The organism is Brevundimonas sp. FG128, from assembly GCF_057809775.1.
In genome coordinates this window covers 658,449-675,326 of record NZ_JBMDKP010000002.1, presented here as the reverse complement: position 1 = coordinate 675,326, position 16,878 = coordinate 658,449, and the positions used below count along the sequence as shown (strand labels likewise).

Sequence of the window (16,878 nt, the reverse complement as noted above, 5' to 3'; positions counted from 1 at the left end):
GCGGTGACTTATGCCGCCAGACGCTCCTGCGTCCAGACCCGCGTGAACCGGAGTAACAGGTCCTCCGCTGCCGACGGCACGTCGGATGACGGGATCAGCGTCACGAACAGATGCCCGGCCTCGCGCGATCCGCGCGCCGGCAGGCCCAGGCCCGTCAGTCGCACGCGCACGGGCGCTGTCATATCCGCCGTGATCCAGGCCGAGCGAGCGCCGGCGTAGGTCTCGATCTCGACCCGGCCGCCGTCAGCCATCAGGCGCTGTTCCGTGGGCCAGGTCATGAAGATGTCGTCGCCAAGCACCGACAGCCCGTCCTCGGGCCGGATCAGCACGGACAGATAGAGGTCGCCGCCGTCCGTCGCCCCGCGCCGCAGTCGCAAATGATCGCCGCTTCTCAGGCCCGCCGGCGCCTTGACCCGCACCAGGCGGTCGCCAAGCTTCACTTCGACCTGAGCGCCGGCGATGGCTTGCATCGGGCTGAGCACCACCACCGGCGCGGGCGCGGGGCGGGATTTCGGCGCGGAGAGGGCGGGGCGCGCAGGCTGGTGCGCCTGGATCAAGCGGTAGGCAGCGATCACATGCCGAAACCGTTCGGCGTCCCCGCCTGCGTGATCGGGCCGCGCCGCCTTCACCGCCGCGCGGAAGGCGGCCTTCAGCGCGGACGCATCGACGTCGCCTGTCAGGCCCAGCGTGGTCAGGGCCTCGCGGACGCCGGAAACGTCGGATTGGGGACGGTGTGCGCTCATGACGTCACCGTTCGCCGGATAGGGTCAATGGGCGGTTAACCGTGATGCGGCAGCGACCGTTTTTTGACCTCGATCATTTCCCGCACAGCCCGCAGGGTTTAGATGATCGGTCATGACCGCATCCGTGATCCCCCCCAGCCCGTCGCGTGAGGAATATGCCCGCGACTATGCCGCCGCCCTGGCCGCCAACGGCGACGAGACCATCTTCGCGCGCGCCGAACCCATCGGACTTTTCGTCGAGTGGCTGGCCGATGCGCGGGCGCATGAGCCGAACGATCCCAACGCCATGACCCTGTCCACCGTCGATGCGGATGGCCTGCCGGATGCGCGGATCGTGCTGCTGAAAGACGTCGATGCGCGCGGCTTCACCTTCTATTCCAACAGCGAGAGCGCCAAGGGCGTGGAACTGGCGGCCTGCGCCGCCGCCGCCCTGACCTTCCACTGGAAATCGCTGCGGCGTCAGGTGCGGGTGCGCGGCGCGGTCGAGCCGGTCACGCCCGCAGAGGCCGACGCCTATTTCGCCAGCCGCGCCCGCGAAAGCCGGATCGGCGCCTGGGCCTCGGACCAGTCTCGGCCCCTTTCGGATCGCACGGTGCTGGAAGAGGCGGTGGGCCGCGAAACCGCGCGGTTCGATGGCCAGGACGTGCCCCGTCCCGCGCATTGGACCGGCTGGCGGGTGGCGCCGCAATCGGTCGAGTTCTGGCGCGACCGGCCGTTCCGCCTGCATGACCGGCTGCGGTTCGAGCGCGACGCCGAGGCGTGGCGGTCGGGCCGCCTGTGGCCCTGACCCGCGATCAGTCGCGGAACAGCAGCGACCCGTCGCCGTAGGAATAGAAGCGATAGCCGTCGGCGATGGCGTGGGCGTAGGCCGCCTTCATCGTCGCGCTGCCCGCAAAGGCGCTGACCAGCATGAACAGCGTCGACTTCGGCAGGTGGAAGTTGGTCATCAGCACATCGACCGCCCGGAACCGATAGCCGGGCGTGATGAAGATGGCCGTGTCGCCGTGGAAGGGCTTGATCTCGCCGTCCTCGGCCGTGGCGCTTTCCAGCAGGCGCAAGCTGGTGGTGCCGACGCAGACGATGCGGCCTCCATTCGCATGGACGGCGTTCAGGGCGGCGGCGGTCTCAGGTGAAACCTCGCCCCATTCGCTGTGCATCTTGTGGTCCGCCAGGTCGTCGGCCTTGACCGGCAGGAAGGTGCCGGCGCCGACGTGCAGCGTCACGGCGTGGGTCGAGACGCCCTTGGCGCGGATGGCGTCGAGCAGGGCCGGGGTGAAATGCAGGCCGGCGGTCGGGGCGGCGACCGACCCGTCATGCTCGGCGAAGACCGTCTGATAGTCAGAACGGTCGCGGTCGTCCTCGGGCCGGTTGGCGGCGATATAGGGCGGCAGGGGCATGACCCCCACGTCGCGAATGGCGTGGTCCAGCGCCGGGCCGGACAGGTCGAACGTCAGGGTGATCAGACCGTCGTCGCCCTTGGCCGTCACCGTCGCATCGAGGCGGCCCAAGTCGCAAGCGGCGTCGCTCTCGTTTCCGAACCTTATGCGGTCGCCCGGTTTGATGCGCTTGCCCGGCTTCATGAAGGCGGACCAGACGTCGGGCGCGTCGCGGTGATGCAGCGTCGCCTCCACCTCGACCGTCAGGGTTTCGCCTTCGGCCCCGATCCGCTGACGCACGCCCGACAGACGGGCGGGGATGACACGTGTGTCGTTGAACACCAGGGCGTCGCCGGGACGCAGGAAGTCGGGCAGTTCGCGGATGACCCGATCCTGCAGCGCGCCGCCCTTCACGACCAGCAGTCGGGCGGAATCGCGCGGATCGGCCGGACGCAGGGCGATCCGGTCTTCGGGCAGGTCGAAATCGAAATCGGCGGTCTTCATCAGACGGCGCAAAGACCGCAGGGGCGCGACAGGGTCAAGCGTAACCCGGCGCGAACGCGCCCGCCCACACCCCGTAGCGGTTCAGCGACAGGTCGTGGACGTCGATCTGGGGCCTTGCGCCGTCGATCAGATCGGTCAGGACGCGGGCCGAGCCGCAGGCCATGGTCCAGCCCAGGGTGCCGTGACCGGTGTTCAGATACAGGCCGTCCAGCGACGTCGCGCCGATGACGGGCGTTCCGTCCGGCGTCATCGGGCGCAGACCGGACCAGTAGCTGGCCCCTTCCAGATCGCCGCCGCCGGGAAACAGGCTGCCCACCGAATGGACCAGGGTGGCGCGCCGCGGGGCGGGCAGCGCGTTGTTGTAGCCTGAAAGCTCGGCCATGCCGCCCACGCGGATACGGTCGCCCAGACGGGTGATGGCGACCTTGTAGCTTTCGTCCATCACGGTCGATACGGGCGCGCGGGCCGGATCCAGAATGGCCGCCGTGATCGAATAGCCCTTCACCGGATAGACCGGCAGACGCAGGCCGAGCGGCGCGACCAGGGCCGGCGAATGCGAGCCCAGGGCCACCACCACGGCCTCCGCCGTCAGCAGGCCGGCCCGCGTCTGGACGCCCGTGACGCGGCCGCCCTGGGTCTGCAGGGACTGGATGTCGGTGTCGTAAAGGAACTGCACGCCGCGTTCGGCCGCCTTCGCCGCCAGGGCGTTGGTGAAGGCGAAACAGTCGCCTGTCTCGTCATGCGGCAAACGAAGGCCGCCCACGAAATCGACGTCGGAGGCCGCCAGCCCGGGCTCGGCGGCGATGCAGCCTGCCCGATCCAGCACCTCGCACGGCACGCCCTGGGCCTTCAGCACGTCTACGTCCTTGTGCACGTCGGCCAGCTGTTTTTCAGTGCGGAACAGTTGCAGCGTACCCTGCTGGCGGCCGTCATAGGCGATGCTGGTGTCGCGTCGCAGCAGACCCAGCTGGTCGCGGCTGTATTCGGCCAGACGCACCATACGGCCCTTGTTCAATGCATAGCGGGCGTGGGTGCAGTTTCGCAGCATGGCGGCGGTCCAGCGCACCATGGCCATGTCGAGCTGGGGGCGCAGGATCAGCGGGGCGTGGCGCATCAGCAGCCATTTCATCGCCTTGACCGGGATCGACGGCGCGGCCCAGGGGGCGGAATAGCCGGGCGAAACCTGACCGGCGTTGGCGAAACTGGTTTCCAGCGCCGGACCCTTGCGGCGATCGACGACGACGACCTCGTGGCCCGCCTGGCTCAGATACCAGGCGGTGGTGACGCCGATGACGCCCGAACCGAGAACCAGAACCCGCATGTGCCGCCGCAAACCCTTTGTTTCGGCGCAAGTTAGACGGGGTCGCGTCGTCGATCCTGCCTGTTTGCGCAATATTCGACAGGTGTGAGATAGACGAAGCAATTATCTTCGGCTGAAAGGTGGAAACGTGTGACCCTGTTTGATCCGGTGGACCAGCGTATCCTGCAACGGCTCCGCGCCGATGGGCGGATCAGCAATGCGGACCTGGCGGCGGCGGTCGGCCTGTCGCCGTCGGCGTGTCTGCGCCGCGTGCGCCGGCTGGAGGAAAGGGGCGTGATCCGGGGCTATGCGGCGGTCCTGGCCAGCGACGCCGAGGCGGGTGTCGTGGCCTATGTCGAGATCACCCTCGAAAAGCAGACCGACGACCACATGCGCCGGTTCGAGGCGGCGGTGCGCAACCACCCGGAAATCCGCGACTGCTATCTGATGGCGGGCGAGGCGGACTATATCGTCAGGGCCGTGGCGGCGGACATCGCCGCCTATGAGGTGATCCACAAGGACGTGCTGTCGCGCCTGCCGGGGGTGGCGCGCATCCACTCCAGCCTGGCGATCCGAAACGTTCTGGCGGCGCGCGGCTGAACCCTCGTCGTCTTGCGGTGTTCAGACGGCATGAAGATCACCGCCCTGCTGCCTTCCATCCTCATCGGCGCCGTCGCCAGCGCCCGTTCCATGACGCCCATGGCGGCGATAGCGGGGGCCGAGTTGCTCCACCGACAGCCCCCGGGGCGGGTCTTCCTGCTGAACCGCCCGCTGTTCAAGTTCGGCGCCCTGGCGATGGGCGTGGGCGAATTGTTCGGCGACAAGATGAAGTTGGCACCGGACCGGACGGTGTTCCTGGGTCTGCTGGCGCGCGTGATGAGCGCGGGCATCGCGGGTTCGGCCCTGGTGCCGCGTGGGCGCGAGAGACTGGGCGCGGGCCTCGCCGTGGCGACCGCCGTGCCGCTCGCCTACGCCACCCTGGCGGGGCGCAAGCAGGCTATGGCCAGGATCGGCCAGACCCGCAGCGGCCTGATCGAGGACGCGCTGATCGTCGCCGCCGGCGCGGCGGTGGTGGGGCTGACGGTCGCGCGGCTTGGACGCGGCCGTCGCTGACGCTGGGGCGCCAGGTCTCGACAGGCGTGGCCCGGGGGCGATAGGTGCAGGGGCTATCGAAAAAGGATACCGCCATGATCACCCGCATCCAGCCCGGCGCCCGCATGAGCGAAGCCGTCATCCACGGCGACACCATCTATCTGGCCGGCCAGCTCGGAGAGCCCGGCGACGACGTCATCGCCCAGACGAAGACGGCCTTGGCAGAGGTCGAGGCCTTGCTGACCGAGGCCGGCAGCAACAAGTCCAGAATCCTGATGGCCCAGATATGGCTGGCCGACATCGGCGATTTCGACGCGATGAACAGCGTGTGGGACGCCTGGGTGGATACCGCCAATCCGCCCGCCCGCGCCACGGGCGAGAGCCGGCTGGCGTCGCCGGAGTATCTGGTGGAAGTGATCGTCATTGCTGCAACTGGGGCCGCCAAGGGCTGATCGCGGCGGCTAAGCGGTTGACCGGGCGGTATGCAGACTGCAAACCGCCGACATGTTGCAGAACCTCGAAACCCTCGCCCGCGAGGCCAAGTCCTGGCCGTTCGAACAAGCCCGCAATCTGCTGGCCCATGTGCTGAAAAAGCGCCTGACCGACGCCGAGCGGGACGCGGCGAAACTGTTGATCGACGCGGGCAAGGCGGAAGAGGCGCTGGCGACCTTCCCGGCGCTGCAACGGCCGGTGATCCTTGAGACCGGCTATGGCCCGTCGGGCCTGCCGCACATGGGCACCTTCGGCGAGGTGGCGCGCACGACCATGGTGCGCAACGCCTTCCGCGCCCTGACCGGCGATCACTGGCCGACACGCCTGATCGCCTTCAGCGACGACATGGACGGCCTGCGTAAGGTGCCCGAGGGCATCCCGAACCCGGAAATGCTGCGCGAAGACCTGCACCTGTCGCTGACACGCGTGCGCGATCCGTTCGGCACGCACGACAGTTTCGGGGCGCACAACAATGCGCGGCTGCAGGCCTTCCTGGATTCGTTCGGCTTCGACTACGAGTTCATGAGCTCGACCGAGACCTACAAGTCCGGCCGGTTCGACGCGACGCTGCTGACCCTGCTGGAGCGGTTCGACGCCGTCATGGCCATCATGCTGCCGACCCTGGGCGAGGAGCGGCGCGCGACCTATTCGCCCTTCCTGCCGGTCAGCCCCATCACCGGCCATGTGCTGCAGGTGCCGACCCTGGCGCGCGACGTCGAGAAGGGAACCATCACCTTCGAGGATCCGGCCGGCGAGCCGGGCAACCGCACCGAGGTTCCGGTCACCGGCGGCCATGTGAAGCTGCAATGGAAGCCCGACTGGGCCATGCGCTGGGTCGCGCTGGACGTCGATTACGAGATGTCGGGCAAGGACCTGATCGAGAGCGTGCGCGAGTCGTCGAAACTGTGTCGCGCTCTGGGCGGCACGCCGCCGGAGGGCTTCAACTACGAGCTCTTCCTCGACATCGAGGGCAAGAAGATCTCCAAGTCCAAGGGAAATGGTCTGACGATGGACGAATGGCTGCGCTACGGCACGCCCGAGAGCCTGAGCTGGTACATGTTCCAGTCGCCGAAGTCGGCCAAGAGCCTGCACTTCAACGTCATCCCGCGCGCCATCGACGACTATCTGGCCTTCATCGAAAGCTATAAGACCCAGGAGCCGGCCAAGCGGATCGACAACGCCGTCTGGTCGATCCATGCGGGCGATCCGCCGACCCACACCTCGCCGGTGTCGTTCGCCCTGTTGCTGAATTTGGTCGGTGTAGCCAACGCCTCGACCAAGGAGCAGCTGTGGGCCTATTTCGCCCAATACCTGCCCGAGGCGACGCCGCAGAACGAGCCGCTGCTGGACCGGCTGATGGGGTCAGCGCTGAACTACTACGAGGACTTCGTGAAGCCCTCGAAGTCGTATCGCCTGCCCGACGACAAGGAGAAGGCGGCGCTGCTGGACCTAGCGGAACGGCTGAAGGCCCTGCCGGCGGACACGACTGACGGCGAGCTGATCCAGAGCGAGGTCTATGCAGTCGGTAAGGCGCATGAGTTCGAGCCGCTGCGGGCCTGGTTCGGGGCGCTGTACGAGGTGCTGCTGGGCGCCAGTCAGGGGCCGCGCTTCGGTTCGTTCGCGGCCATCTACGGGCTGCCGCAGACCATAGCCCTGATCGAGGCGGGAGCGGCGGGCGAGCTGGCGCAAGGTTGACCCAGGGGAAGACTTCTTAACGAAGTCAGTCTTGAATCTCGGCGTCCCACGGAGGCGGTGTTGCGTTACGAGATCGAAGAAGATGCCCAGATTCTGTGGTTCGACATGGTCTCCGCCGGGTCTGCCGACAATGTGCTGGCGACGACCCTTACGCTGATTAAGGCGCGACCCGAGCTGTGTGGTTGGGACTGGATCGCCGAGGGCGAGCCTCTACCTGATGACGCCACGACCCATCATCTGGCGCAGTTGTCGGCCGCCTGGGGGCCGCCGCCCAAGGTCGAGGCGGTGACGGTGTTCGTGACCCACGACTCCTTGCTGCACCTGTGGGCCAAGGTGATGGACTTCCAGTTCGTGCGGCGAAAACACCTGGTCGTTCGCGATGTGGAGGCGGCGCGGAGATTGATCGAACGACGACGGGCGACGCGCGGGCCTATCCGAAGATGAACCGAAAATAACGGCGAAGCTCCGGGAGCCTTCAGGTTGGGCAGTGCATTGTGACCTTCATCGACAACGCGATGACAGGAGAACAGCCATGTCGAACAAGTTCATGAATACGGGTCTGGCCACGGCAGCGGCTCTGGCCGCCCTCATAACCGCCGCCCCGATGAGCGCCTCGGCCCAGGCCAACGGCGTGACCAACTGCGACGCCCCCGGCGGTCGTCAGCGCGCAGGCGCCCTGATCGGCGCCGTTGTCGGCGGCGTGGTCGGCTCCAATCTTGCCCGCAACGAGCGCACCGCCGGCACCATCGTCGGCGCTGGCGCCGGCGCGGCGGCGGGTTCGTATATCGGTTGTAACCAGCAACGCGCCCGTGCGGCCACGACCTCGAACGGCTCGCAATATCGCGCCTCGTCCAACCTGCGTATCCGCAGCGGCCCCGGCACCAACTATCGCCAAGCTGGCAGCCTGTCGGCCGGTCAGCCCTTCACCGCTATTGGGTCGCAAGGCGAGTGGGTTCAGATCGCCGGCGGCGGCTGGGTGAACGCCCACTACGTGACCGCCAACTAATCTTCACGATGCCCGTCGGAAGCCCCGTCCGGATCAACGGACGGGGCTTTTTTGCGATCCGACCTACTGGCTGACCCACAGGATGCGCGCCATCCATTCGATCTCTCGCCGGGGAACGACCCGTGGCGGATAGTCGGGATTGATCGACGACAGGGTGACCGCGCGGCTGTTCAGCGCCGCCACTTCCTTGGCCACGGTCTCGCCCGTGGTCAGGCGGGCCACGACACGGTCGCCGCGCCGCACGCGGGTCGCCTCCTGATCGACGATGACCCGGTCGCCCTCTCGGTAGAGCGGAGCCATGGAATCCCCCGTGATCTTCAGGCTGAACAGGGTGTCTTTGGCGCGCGGCAGTTCGGTCTGGTCCCAGCCGTCGCCGACCGGCAGGCCCGCATCGTCGAAGAACCCGTCCTGGCCCGCCTTGGCCAGACCCAGCAACGGCACGGTGGCGAGCGTCGCAGGCGCGTCATCAGCCAAGGCGGCGAAATCGGCGAGGGAGACGCCGGTCGCTTGGAGCACCAGGGTCACGCTTTCGGTCGATGGCCAGCGCGGTCGCGGCGGATCGCCGGCGCCGAAACGCTTCGACGGGTTGAAGCTGGTGGCGTCCAGTCCCGCCCGGCGGGCAAGACCCGACGGTGTCAGCCCCTCGCGCCGCGCCAGATTGTCGACGGCCTTCCACAATTTGGCGTGCGATAGCGGCATGGCGCCCCGGCGAACGATTCGCTCGAAGCTTAGAGGGGTGGTGTAGGAATTTCTACCTATTCAATGTCGCGGCCCGACGCTCCTGCCACGCGAAAAAGGTGCCCACGATTATGCAGCCGATGATCAGGTAGCTGGTCAGGTTCGTCACTGTGTAGAGTGAGCCCATCATCACGTGCTGCCCGGTCAGTCGCATGATGTGGGACATGACGGCGATCAACTGCAGGCCGCTGGCCCACACCGGCCACGATTGACGATACCGCCACGCGATGCCTGCGAAAACGGCCAGGAGAGCGAGGTCGATCAGCAGCAAGCCAACCGGCACCCCACGGAAGCCGTCGTTTTCCTGAAGCATCAGGGAGGCGAACCAAGCGAAGAGATACACGCCTGCTCCTAACTTTTCGGAGGGGCCGCCTTTCAGGAAGGCGAACAGCGCCATGCCGACCATAAAGACCGCGCCAACGATCGCGTAAACGATGTTGAACATGACAAATCGCCCCCGCGCCGGAATGCGCGAGGGCGATAATGGCTGAATTCAGCTCAGACTGAAATCTCGGTAAGCCAAGCTTACCAAGAATTCACGCGACGCGGTGCAGGTGCGTCGGCGTGAGCGAAGCCTTGGGGTCGAGCCAATCGTTGGGCTTGGCCAGCGGGCCGGCGGCGTAGGCGCCGTAACCGAGACGACGGTGATCCTTCTTCAGCTCAGCGTGGCAGGCCACGATGGATTCCCGTGCAGCCGAGAGGGCGGCGATGGTTTCCATAGCCTTAGCCTGCGACTCCGTCGCAGCGACCGGGGACAGCGAGAGCGCGGCGCGGGCGCCGATGAAGGATTGAACCAGCGTCGTCGCCTGGGTGATCGCGGCGTCGATCGCGAGTTCGGTAGCGTGCAGATCGCCAGCAACGCTGGTGACGACTTCAGTACGGTCCATTGCAGTCCCTCAAACAAGGTTTACGGAAGATGTATGGTTAGCACGTCTTAACCTTGTTTGGTAGGGCGATCTTCATGTTTGGGGCAATCACGCGTTGAAGCGCCGCCACAAGGGATGGCGGGGCGGTCAACGATTGCGGGGGTCACGGACGAATCGGCGAGTAAACCGGAATGCCTAGTCCTGGTTGTCCAGCAGGAAGTGAGCGGTCAGCGACGCGATTGGCTGTGCATGTTCTTCCTGCCAAGCCTCGGCCTGGACGTGAGCGACGCGACGGCCGGCCCGGTTTATGCGGGCGCGGGCGAACACGTCGATCGGCCGTCCCGTACGCAGATAGGCGACCGTCACGTTGATGGGCCGGGGCAGGCGCGAACTGGGGAAGCCCAGCGCCACCTGCGCCATGGCGGTCATTTCCAGAAGGGCGGCGGTCGATCCGCCGTGCAGGGCCGGCAGCATGGGATTGCCGATCAACTTGTCCGCAAACGGCAGGATGACGGTGATTTCGTCGCCGCTGACCAGGGTCTTCAAGCCCAGGAAACGAGCGTAGGGCATGCGATCCAGAATGTCGGTCACGCGGCGGCTTCCGTCGAACGGGTGCGGTCCCGGGGCTGGTTCAGGACATAGGCCGACTGGGCGGCCGCGACAGGGTCGGACGGATCGTCCTCGAACGCCCAGGCGCGGACGAAGGCGATGGTCGGCGTCAGGCGGTAGCAACGCCCCTGGGCCAGCAGGTCCTGACGCGGCCGGGCGGCCCGCATATAGTCCACCCGAAGGTCCAGGGTGGCGACCGGCTGGAAGGTGTCGAGCGCCGTCCAGACCGCCAGGCCGCCGATATGATCGAGCAGGGTGGTGACTAGGCCGCCGGCGAAGACGCCGCTGTCAGAATCGCCCACCAGATCTTCGCGCCACGGCACGCGGATGCGCGGCTCGCCATCGTGCAGACCGTCGAAGGCGAACCCCAAGGCGCTGGTGTGGGCGGCGCCGGCCGCCAGTTGCGGCAGGATGGTGGTGAGGAAGCTCTCGTGCATCGAGCGGCGGACTTTCAGGGACGATTTATCGACCATCCTGTATGGGGCGGCGACCTGACGGCGTCGAGAGCGTTACCGCATCATGATCCGCCCTGAAGACCTGCTGCATCCCACGCCCGCCGGCCTCTATTGCCCGCCTGGGGATTTCTACATCGATCCGGTGCGGCCGGTGGATCGGGCGGTCATCACCCACGGCCATTCCGACCACGCCCGCGCCGGCCATGGCGCGGTTCTGGCCACCCGACAGACCCTGGCGATCATGGCGGAACGCTATGGCGTGGACTTTACGGGGCGGGAACAGGCCGTCGCCTATGGAGAAGGGGCGGCGATCAATGGCGTGGACCTGCGTCTGGTCCCGGCTGGTCACGTCCTGGGCTCGGCGCAGGTGGAAGTGCGGTGGAAGGGGCTGACGATGGTGGTGTCAGGCGACTACAAACGTCGCCGCGATCCGACCTGCGAGCCGTTCGAGCCTTTGCCTTGCCACGTCTTCATCTCCGAGGCGACGTTCGGGCTTCCGGTCTTCAGCCATCCGTCGGCGGAGGAGGAGGTCGGGCGGCTGGTGCGATCGCTGGGGCAGTTTCCGGAGCGTGCGCATCTGGTCGGCGCCTATGCGCTGGGCAAGGCGCAGCGGATCATCCGTCTATTGCGTGAGGCGGGCTGGGATCGGCCGATCTACGTCCACGGCGCGATGGAGCGATTGAACGCCCTCTATGAAGCCGAGGGTGTCGATCTGGGACCGATCCTGCCGACGCGCGATCTGCCGAAAAACGCCTTGGGGGGAGAGGTCGCCATTGCGCCGCCCTCAGCCATTCAGGATCGCTGGGCGCGGCGGTTCGCCGATCCGGTTACGGCCTTCGCATCGGGCTGGATGGGCGTCAGGGCGCGGGCGAGGCAGAGGGGCGTGGAACTTCCCCTCGTCGTGTCGGATCATGCCGACTGGAACGAACTGACGGCGACCTTCACCGAGCTGAAGCCAGAGGAAATCTGGATCACGCACGGGCGGGAGGAGGGGCTGCTGCGCTGGGCCGAGATCAACGGCCAGAAGGCGCGGGCGCTCCGCCTCGTCGGCTACGACGAAGAGGACGAGGAGGCGCTAGACGTCCGCCCCGACTGAGGATCAGGCGACCGAACGGGCGCCGTCTGAGGTCTCGACGGGGGCGGTTTCGTCGCGCGTTTCCGACTCGGCGACAGCCAGAGCGGCGTTCATCGCCATGCGCAGCCGCTCCGGCTTGATGGGCTTTTCGACCACGGCGGCCATGCCTATGGCCAGATAGCGTTTGGCGTCCTCCGGGTCGGCGTTGGCGGTCAGGGCGACGATGGGCACCCGGCCGGCGGCGCCGGGCAGGGCGCGGATCGCTTGCGTCGCCTGGACGCCGTCCATGCGGGGCATCTTGATGTCCATCAAGACCAGATCGTAACGGCTTTCCTGAACGGCGCGAAGGGCTTCCAGCCCGTCCTCGGCCAGTTCGGAACTGCACCCAAACATCTCGCACAGCGCCTGGGCCACAACGCGGTTGGTGGCGTTGTCGTCGACGATCAGGACGTGGGGCGCGGACATCAGGTCCAGGCCGGACAGGTCCGACACATTGGATTGGGCGTCCGCCTCGATGGCGGCGCGCGGCGCGGCCAGGTCGAAGGCGAAGGTCGCGCCCCGGCCCTTGTTGTTCTCGGCCCAGATGCGACCGCCCATCCGATCGATCACCTGGCGGCAGATCGACAGGCCCAGGCCCGCGCCGTCGGGGCCCGATCCATGAACGAAGGGTTCGAAGATGGAATCGACCCGGTCGGCGTCGACGCCCGGCCCGTCGTCACGGATGCGGGCTTCCATCTGGATGCGGTCGCCCTCGACCCAGGCCTTGAGACCGGCTTCGACCACGCCGTTGCGCGCGAACTTCAGGGCGTTGCCGATCAGGTTGTTGAACACTTGCTTCAGCCGCATGCCGTCAATGACGGCGGCAAGTTCGGTGTCGCCTTCGTAGCCGATCAGCAGGGTCACGCCGTCCTGTGACGCGCGCGGCTCCCACATCGACTGGATGTCGTCCATGACGGCGCGCAGGGCGGTCGGGGTGCTGTTCAGCTCGAGCTCGCCGGCTTCGGCCTTGGACAGGTCCACGGCGTCCTGAAGGATGCGCAGCAGGGCCTCGGAAGAATCGACGATGGTCTGGACGTGCGCCTGGGCGGCCGTGGTCAGGGGCTGGCGGCGCAGCAGTTCGGCGACGGCCAGCACGCCGTTCATCGGCGTGCGCAGCTCATGGCTCATGATCGCCAGGAACTGGCTCTTGGCGCGGGCGGCGGCGATGGCCTGGGCGCGGGTGTCGTTGAGGACGGCGGCCTGTTCCGCCAGTTGTTCGTTCTGTTCGCGCTGGCGGCCGTTGACGGCCTGAAGCAGCGTCGCTGCGGTGCCCACGCCGTGATAGACGCCGTTGCGGGTGACAATGAAACCGCGCAGCAGGGCGGCCGGGCCACCCTTCAGCATGATGTCGCAGAAGGCGTCGATGCGCACCCCGGCCTCGACCACCGCCGGCTCTGGATCCATGGCGAAGGTGATGGGGCGGCCGTCGTACAGCGCGTGGCCGAAACGGGCGGCGATCTTCTGCAGGAAGGCGGTCCGTTCGACCAGGCCGACCGGACGATCACCATCTACCACGGGGATGACCAGCGTGTCGGGCTCGCGCTCGAAGCGTGCAAGCACCTCGCAGCCCAGTGTCGTTGGGGCGATCGGCTTGGGACGCTCACAAAGGGTCTCGATGGTCGGCATACTGCCTCGAACTCCATACTCAGCGGACCATAGGCCAGAAATCGCTTGCAGATTGGTTAAGCGCCGCCGTGGCGAGTCGAATCGACACCGGTGGCGCCCTTTGCGTCCTCGCAGGGCTGGTGTAGAAGGCCCGCCCGACCCATCTGGGGTCCTCATCCCTTTGTGCATGCGCGCGGCCGACCGGCCGACCGCAGATTCGTCATGAGCGTCATCCTGGAAAAGTCTCCCACATCGGCCCTGGTTCTGTTCTCCGGCGGGCAGGACAGCGCGACCTGTCTGGCCTGGGCGCTGGAGCGGTTCGAGCGGGTGGAGACGGTTGGCTTCGACTATGGCCAGCGCCATCTGGTCGAGATGGAGGCGCGCCAGGCCGTGCGCGCTGGGATGAAGACGGCCCTGCCGCAATGGGCCGACCGGCTGGGCGACGACCATGTGGTGGACCTGACCGGCTATGGCCGGATCGCCGAGAGCGCCCTGACCGCCGACCGCAAGATCGAGATGGACGCGCGCGGCCTGCCGACCACCTTCGTACCGGGGCGGAACCTGATCTTCCTGGTCGCTGCGGCGGCGCTGGCGGATCGACGGGGACTGGAGGTGCTGGTCGGCGGCATGTGCGAGACGGATTTTTCGGGTTACCCGGATTGCCGCCACGAGACGATGGAGGCCATGGCGCGGGCGCTGTCGCTGGGGCTGGACAAGCCGGTGGTGATCGACACGCCGCTGATGTGGCTGACCAAGGCCCAGACGTGGGAGCTGGCCGATACGCTGGGCGGGGCGAAACTCGTCGAGCTGATCGTCGAGGATAGCCACACCTGTTACCGGGGCGACCGGGCCCATCGGCACGCCTGGGGCTATGGCTGCGGCGAATGCCCGGCTTGCGAACTGCGGGCTGCGGGTCATGCGGAATGGGTGGCGAGCCGGTGACCTATTCGGCCAAGGAAGTCTTTCTGACGGTGCAGGGCGAAGGCGGGCAGGCGGGGCGGCCTGCTGTCTTCCTGCGCTTCGCCGGCTGCAATCTGTGGAGCGGGCGCGAGCAGGACCGGGCGAGCGCCGTCTGTAGCTTCTGCGATACGGACTTCGTCGGCGTGGACGGGGATGGCGGGGGCAAGTTCGCCACGGCGGACCTGTTGGCTGATCATGTCGCGGCGATGTGGCGGGGCCGGGAAGGGGACTCGAAGCTGGTGGTCTGCACCGGGGGCGAGCCCTTGCTGCAACTGGACGCGCCGCTGATCGCAGCACTGCACGCGCGCGGTTTCGAGATCGCCATCGAATCCAACGGCACCCTGGCGGCGCCGGACGGGATCGACTGGATCTGCATCAGTCCCAAGGCGGACGCGGCCGTGGTCCAGATCAAGGGGCAGGAACTGAAGCTGGTCTATCCGCAGCCCAAGGCCTTGCCGGACCGGTTCGAACACCTCGATTTCGAGCGGTTCTGGCTCCAGCCCATGGACGGCCCTGATCAGGCGGCCAATACCGCCGCCGCCATCGAATACTGCCTTACCCATCCTCAGTGGCGCCTGAGCGTCCAGACCCACAAATACATCGGCGTCCGCTAATGCCCGTCTTCGAAATCACCAAACAGGCGACCTTCGACGCCGCCCACCACTTCCCCAACGAACCCGAGGGCAGCATCTATCGCCGCGTCCATGGCCATTCCTTCACGGTCGAGGCGACGGTGCGGTCGGAGGTTCTGGACGCCGAACACGGCTGGGTCGCGGACCTGGGCGCGCTGGACCGGGCGCTGAAGGCGGCGGCGGACCAACTGGACCACGGCATGCTGAACGAGCACGAGGGGCTGGAGCTGCCCAGCCTGGAGAACCTGTGTCTGTGGTTCGTGAAGACGCTCAAGCCAGACTGGCCGGGGCTTTGCCGGGTGCAGGTGGCGCGGCCCACGATCAACGAGCGGTGCGTGCTGAGCCTTTAGTCAGCAGCGCTTGCCCTGGCGCTGGCGTTCTGCGCAGCGGCGCTGGTCGCGTTCGTAGTCGCGCTGTTCGCGCTCGCGGCGCAGTTTGGTTTCCTCGTCGGACGTCGTGACGGCGTCGAAGCCGGCGCCGACCACCGCGCCAGTGGCCTTGGCTGTGCCGCCCACGACGGCGGCGGTCCCCCCGACGACGGCGCCGACAAGGCAGCCTTGGAGCATCAGACAGCCCCCAAGAACGACGACGATTTGAGATACGGCGAAAAGGCGATTTCGACGACGCATGAGCACGACTCCGGAGACTTGGAATAGTCGCCTATAAGGGTGAATGGCGGCTGACTTCAGGCGTTTCTTTGCGGCAGCAGTTTGCGCCGTTGCCGTGACATCGCCAACGGCGTTCCGTCCACGCCCCAGGCGAGGGCCTCGTCGACTGTCCAGCCCAGGCCCAGGTCCAGCATCCTGAACTCGAAGAAGGCCCAGCCGTCGGGGGCTGTCTGCGGCGTCGGGTCGGTCAGGATGTCGATGCGCAGGTCCACGGTTGTCATGGGCGCAGGCGTCGGCGACATCGTCCAGGCGGGCGGGTAGAGGGCGTCGAGCAGGTAGCACAAGCCGACCTCGTCAAGCGGCCGCCGATCCGCCATTCGCATCCAGGTGCGCTCCACCGCCGGCTTGCCGATGTTGCCGCCCAGGATGTTGGGGCCGCCGTCGAACCGGTATTCGACGTGCCGCGCGAAATGGGGCGCCATCGGTCCGTGGATGGTGGCGGCGGGGTCCAGGCTCTCCAAAGGCGGTGGCGGCAGACGCAGCGGGGTCAAAGGCGGTGTCTCGCCGTCCAGTCCGTAGGTTCCGGTGGCGTGATGGGTCATGCGGCCGTCCTGTTCGGCCTCGACCGCCGCATAGACCACGTTGCGGCCGCCTCGCAGCAGGCGAGGACGAAAGGCGACCTGATCCCCGAACTTGGCGGCAGACAAATACTGGACCGAAAGGGTGCGCAGCGGTGCGGTCAGGGAAAGCCCCTGGCGCATCGACCGGGCGCACAGGGCCGCCAGCAGGCCGCCGAACGGAAACCCCTTCTCGGGCGCCATGCCGCGCGGGCCATTGGAGAAATGACCCGGCACGGGGGCCGACAGCGCCCCGTCGTCCAGGGTGTGGAAGGCCAAGGCGGCGTCGAGGGAGATGGCGTCGGTCATGGCGCGATCCTGTGTCAGGCGAAGAAGGGGCGGAAGGCCCATGTTCCAGTCGCGCTACACGTTGCGACTTGAGCGCAGGACCCTCCGCCAGTCAAAGGAACAAGGGCGGCGAACCGGAAGCTCGCCTATCCGTTGCCAAACAAGACTGACTTGGCCC

The 16,878-nt window shown here is 67.1% G+C and carries 22 protein-coding genes; 11 read left to right on the top strand and 11 right to left on the bottom strand.

The annotated features are described in order from the left end of the window. Positions 1–8 precede the first annotated feature (8 nt). Positions 9–743, bottom strand: coding sequence for a DnaJ C-terminal domain-containing protein (locus ACODSC_RS07740; RefSeq protein ID WP_488813303.1), 735 nt, complete (start codon positions 741–743; stop codon positions 9–11). Between the two features lie 112 nt (positions 744–855). Between ACODSC_RS07740 and pdxH the strand changes: the two genes are divergently transcribed. Further along, positions 856–1,530, top strand: coding sequence for a pyridoxamine 5'-phosphate oxidase (gene pdxH, locus ACODSC_RS07735; RefSeq protein ID WP_488813302.1), 675 nt, complete (start codon positions 856–858; stop codon positions 1,528–1,530). Between the two features lie 7 nt (positions 1,531–1,537). Here pdxH and queA read toward each other — a convergent pair whose 3' ends face one another. Then, the gene (queA, locus tag ACODSC_RS07730; protein ID WP_488813301.1) at positions 1,538–2,623 is read right to left on the bottom strand and encodes a tRNA preQ1(34) S-adenosylmethionine ribosyltransferase-isomerase QueA; all 1,086 of its coding nucleotides are present in this window, start codon (positions 2,621–2,623) and stop codon (positions 1,538–1,540) included. A gap of 34 nt (positions 2,624–2,657) precedes the next feature. After that, on the bottom strand, positions 2,658–3,944 hold the full coding sequence (locus tag ACODSC_RS07725; protein WP_488813300.1) for a D-amino acid dehydrogenase: 1,287 nt from the start codon (positions 3,942–3,944) through the stop codon (positions 2,658–2,660). A gap of 129 nt (positions 3,945–4,073) precedes the next feature. Between ACODSC_RS07725 and ACODSC_RS07720 the strand changes: the two genes are divergently transcribed. The 6 genes from ACODSC_RS07720 (at position 4,074) to ACODSC_RS07695 (ending at position 8,208) form a co-directional block, all read left to right on the top strand. Next, complete coding sequence (locus ACODSC_RS07720; protein ID WP_488813299.1) at positions 4,074–4,523, top strand: Lrp/AsnC family transcriptional regulator; 450 nt, start codon at positions 4,074–4,076, stop codon at positions 4,521–4,523. 30 nt (positions 4,524–4,553) lie between these two features. Next, the gene (locus ACODSC_RS07715; protein ID WP_488813298.1) at positions 4,554–5,036 is read left to right on the top strand and encodes a hypothetical protein; all 483 of its coding nucleotides are present in this window, start codon (positions 4,554–4,556) and stop codon (positions 5,034–5,036) included. 74 nt (positions 5,037–5,110) lie between these two features. Continuing rightward, positions 5,111–5,467, top strand: a complete 357-nt coding sequence (locus tag ACODSC_RS07710) for a RidA family protein (RefSeq protein ID WP_488813297.1) — start codon at positions 5,111–5,113, stop codon at positions 5,465–5,467. Positions 5,468–5,519: 52 nt separating this feature from the next. Further along, positions 5,520–7,202 carry a lysine--tRNA ligase gene (locus tag ACODSC_RS07705; RefSeq protein WP_488813296.1) on the top strand — a complete coding sequence of 561 codons (1,683 nt, stop codon included), beginning with the start codon at positions 5,520–5,522 and terminating at the stop codon, positions 7,200–7,202. Positions 7,203–7,262: 60 nt separating this feature from the next. Next, positions 7,263–7,646 (top strand): hypothetical protein, encoded by a 384-nt coding sequence (locus tag ACODSC_RS07700; RefSeq protein ID WP_488813295.1) that lies wholly within the window; start codon positions 7,263–7,265, stop codon positions 7,644–7,646. Between the two features lie 88 nt (positions 7,647–7,734). After that, positions 7,735–8,208 (top strand): SH3 domain-containing protein, encoded by a 474-nt coding sequence (locus ACODSC_RS07695; protein ID WP_488813294.1) that lies wholly within the window; start codon positions 7,735–7,737, stop codon positions 8,206–8,208. Between the two features lie 63 nt (positions 8,209–8,271). Here the strand turns inward: ACODSC_RS07695 and ACODSC_RS07690 are convergent, their stop codons facing one another. The 5 genes from ACODSC_RS07690 to ACODSC_RS07670 form a co-directional block, all read right to left on the bottom strand. Beyond that, positions 8,272–8,907, bottom strand: coding sequence for a S24 family peptidase (locus tag ACODSC_RS07690; protein ID WP_488813293.1), 636 nt, complete (start codon positions 8,905–8,907; stop codon positions 8,272–8,274). A 52-nt stretch (positions 8,908–8,959) separates the two neighbouring features. Further along, complete coding sequence (locus ACODSC_RS07685; protein WP_488813292.1) at positions 8,960–9,391, bottom strand: hypothetical protein; 432 nt, start codon at positions 9,389–9,391, stop codon at positions 8,960–8,962. Positions 9,392–9,482: 91 nt separating this feature from the next. Next, on the bottom strand, positions 9,483–9,833 hold the full coding sequence (locus tag ACODSC_RS07680) for a hypothetical protein (protein WP_488813291.1): 351 nt from the start codon (positions 9,831–9,833) through the stop codon (positions 9,483–9,485). A 174-nt stretch (positions 9,834–10,007) separates the two neighbouring features. Further along, positions 10,008–10,382, bottom strand: coding sequence for a PaaI family thioesterase (locus tag ACODSC_RS07675; protein WP_488813464.1), 375 nt, complete (start codon positions 10,380–10,382; stop codon positions 10,008–10,010). A 17-nt stretch (positions 10,383–10,399) separates the two neighbouring features. Then, positions 10,400–10,894, bottom strand: a complete 495-nt coding sequence (locus ACODSC_RS07670; RefSeq protein WP_488813290.1) for a PaaI family thioesterase — start codon at positions 10,892–10,894, stop codon at positions 10,400–10,402. 46 nt (positions 10,895–10,940) lie between these two features. Between ACODSC_RS07670 and ACODSC_RS07665 the strand changes: the two genes are divergently transcribed. Further along, on the top strand, positions 10,941–11,972 hold the full coding sequence (locus ACODSC_RS07665) for a ligase-associated DNA damage response exonuclease (protein ID WP_488813289.1): 1,032 nt from the start codon (positions 10,941–10,943) through the stop codon (positions 11,970–11,972). A 3-nt stretch (positions 11,973–11,975) separates the two neighbouring features. On the opposite strand, the gene ACODSC_RS07660 is transcribed toward ACODSC_RS07665, so the two are convergent. Next, positions 11,976–13,616 (bottom strand): response regulator, encoded by a 1,641-nt coding sequence (locus ACODSC_RS07660; protein WP_488813288.1) that lies wholly within the window; start codon positions 13,614–13,616, stop codon positions 11,976–11,978. Between the two features lie 201 nt (positions 13,617–13,817). On the opposite strand from ACODSC_RS07660, the gene queC reads away from it, so the two are divergent. From queC to ACODSC_RS07645, 3 genes are read left to right on the top strand one after another with little or no spacing between them, the layout of a single operon-like run. Beyond that, positions 13,818–14,537, top strand: coding sequence for a 7-cyano-7-deazaguanine synthase QueC (gene queC, locus ACODSC_RS07655; protein ID WP_488813287.1), 720 nt, complete (start codon positions 13,818–13,820; stop codon positions 14,535–14,537). Then, on the top strand, positions 14,534–15,169 hold the full coding sequence (queE, locus tag ACODSC_RS07650; protein WP_488813286.1) for a 7-carboxy-7-deazaguanine synthase: 636 nt from the start codon (positions 14,534–14,536) through the stop codon (positions 15,167–15,169). The genes queC and queE overlap by 4 nt, the downstream gene beginning before the upstream one ends. Continuing rightward, positions 15,169–15,537 carry a 6-pyruvoyl trahydropterin synthase family protein gene (locus tag ACODSC_RS07645; protein ID WP_346496524.1) on the top strand — a complete coding sequence of 123 codons (369 nt, stop codon included), beginning with the start codon at positions 15,169–15,171 and terminating at the stop codon, positions 15,535–15,537. The genes queE and ACODSC_RS07645 overlap by 1 nt, the downstream gene beginning before the upstream one ends. On the opposite strand, the gene ACODSC_RS07640 is transcribed toward ACODSC_RS07645, so the two are convergent. Next, positions 15,538–15,753, bottom strand: coding sequence for a hypothetical protein (locus ACODSC_RS07640; RefSeq protein ID WP_488813285.1), 216 nt, complete (start codon positions 15,751–15,753; stop codon positions 15,538–15,540). Positions 15,754–15,872: 119 nt separating this feature from the next. Continuing rightward, positions 15,873–16,721, bottom strand: a complete 849-nt coding sequence (locus tag ACODSC_RS07635) for an acyl-CoA thioesterase (RefSeq protein ID WP_488813284.1) — start codon at positions 16,719–16,721, stop codon at positions 15,873–15,875. Between the last annotated feature and the right edge of the window lie 157 nt (positions 16,722–16,878).

Bases quoted from the DNA above. Each gene is read 5' to 3' on its own strand.
- queC (WP_488813287.1), top strand. From the start codon at position 13,818: ATGAGCGTCATCCTGGAAAAGTCTCCCACATCGGCCCTGGTTCTGTTC.
- ACODSC_RS07670 (WP_488813290.1), bottom strand. From the start codon at position 10,894: ATGGTCGATAAATCGTCCCTGAAAGTCCGCCGCTCGATGCACGAGAGC.
- ACODSC_RS07710 (WP_488813297.1), top strand. From the start codon at position 5,111: ATGATCACCCGCATCCAGCCCGGCGCCCGCATGAGCGAAGCCGTCATC.
- queA (WP_488813301.1), bottom strand. From the start codon at position 2,623: ATGAAGACCGCCGATTTCGATTTCGACCTGCCCGAAGACCGGATCGCC.
- ACODSC_RS07640 (WP_488813285.1), bottom strand. From the start codon at position 15,753: ATGCTCCAAGGCTGCCTTGTCGGCGCCGTCGTCGGGGGGACCGCCGCC.
- pdxH (WP_488813302.1), top strand. From the start codon at position 856: ATGACCGCATCCGTGATCCCCCCCAGCCCGTCGCGTGAGGAATATGCC.
- ACODSC_RS07740 (WP_488813303.1), bottom strand. From the start codon at position 743: ATGAGCGCACACCGTCCCCAATCCGACGTTTCCGGCGTCCGCGAGGCC.
- ACODSC_RS07660 (WP_488813288.1), bottom strand. From the start codon at position 13,616: ATGCCGACCATCGAGACCCTTTGTGAGCGTCCCAAGCCGATCGCCCCA.
- ACODSC_RS07725 (WP_488813300.1), bottom strand. From the start codon at position 3,944: ATGCGGGTTCTGGTTCTCGGTTCGGGCGTCATCGGCGTCACCACCGCC.
- ACODSC_RS07645 (WP_346496524.1), top strand. From the start codon at position 15,169: ATGCCCGTCTTCGAAATCACCAAACAGGCGACCTTCGACGCCGCCCAC.
- ACODSC_RS07685 (WP_488813292.1), bottom strand. From the start codon at position 9,391: ATGTTCAACATCGTTTACGCGATCGTTGGCGCGGTCTTTATGGTCGGC.
- ACODSC_RS07705 (WP_488813296.1), top strand. From the start codon at position 5,520: ATGTTGCAGAACCTCGAAACCCTCGCCCGCGAGGCCAAGTCCTGGCCG.
- ACODSC_RS07665 (WP_488813289.1), top strand. From the start codon at position 10,941: ATGATCCGCCCTGAAGACCTGCTGCATCCCACGCCCGCCGGCCTCTAT.
- ACODSC_RS07680 (WP_488813291.1), bottom strand. From the start codon at position 9,833: ATGGACCGTACTGAAGTCGTCACCAGCGTTGCTGGCGATCTGCACGCT.
- ACODSC_RS07675 (WP_488813464.1), bottom strand. From the start codon at position 10,382: ATGCCCTACGCTCGTTTCCTGGGCTTGAAGACCCTGGTCAGCGGCGAC.
- ACODSC_RS07690 (WP_488813293.1), bottom strand. From the start codon at position 8,907: ATGCCGCTATCGCACGCCAAATTGTGGAAGGCCGTCGACAATCTGGCG.
- ACODSC_RS07715 (WP_488813298.1), top strand. From the start codon at position 4,554: ATGAAGATCACCGCCCTGCTGCCTTCCATCCTCATCGGCGCCGTCGCC.
- ACODSC_RS07695 (WP_488813294.1), top strand. From the start codon at position 7,735: ATGTCGAACAAGTTCATGAATACGGGTCTGGCCACGGCAGCGGCTCTG.
- ACODSC_RS07635 (WP_488813284.1), bottom strand. From the start codon at position 16,721: ATGACCGACGCCATCTCCCTCGACGCCGCCTTGGCCTTCCACACCCTG.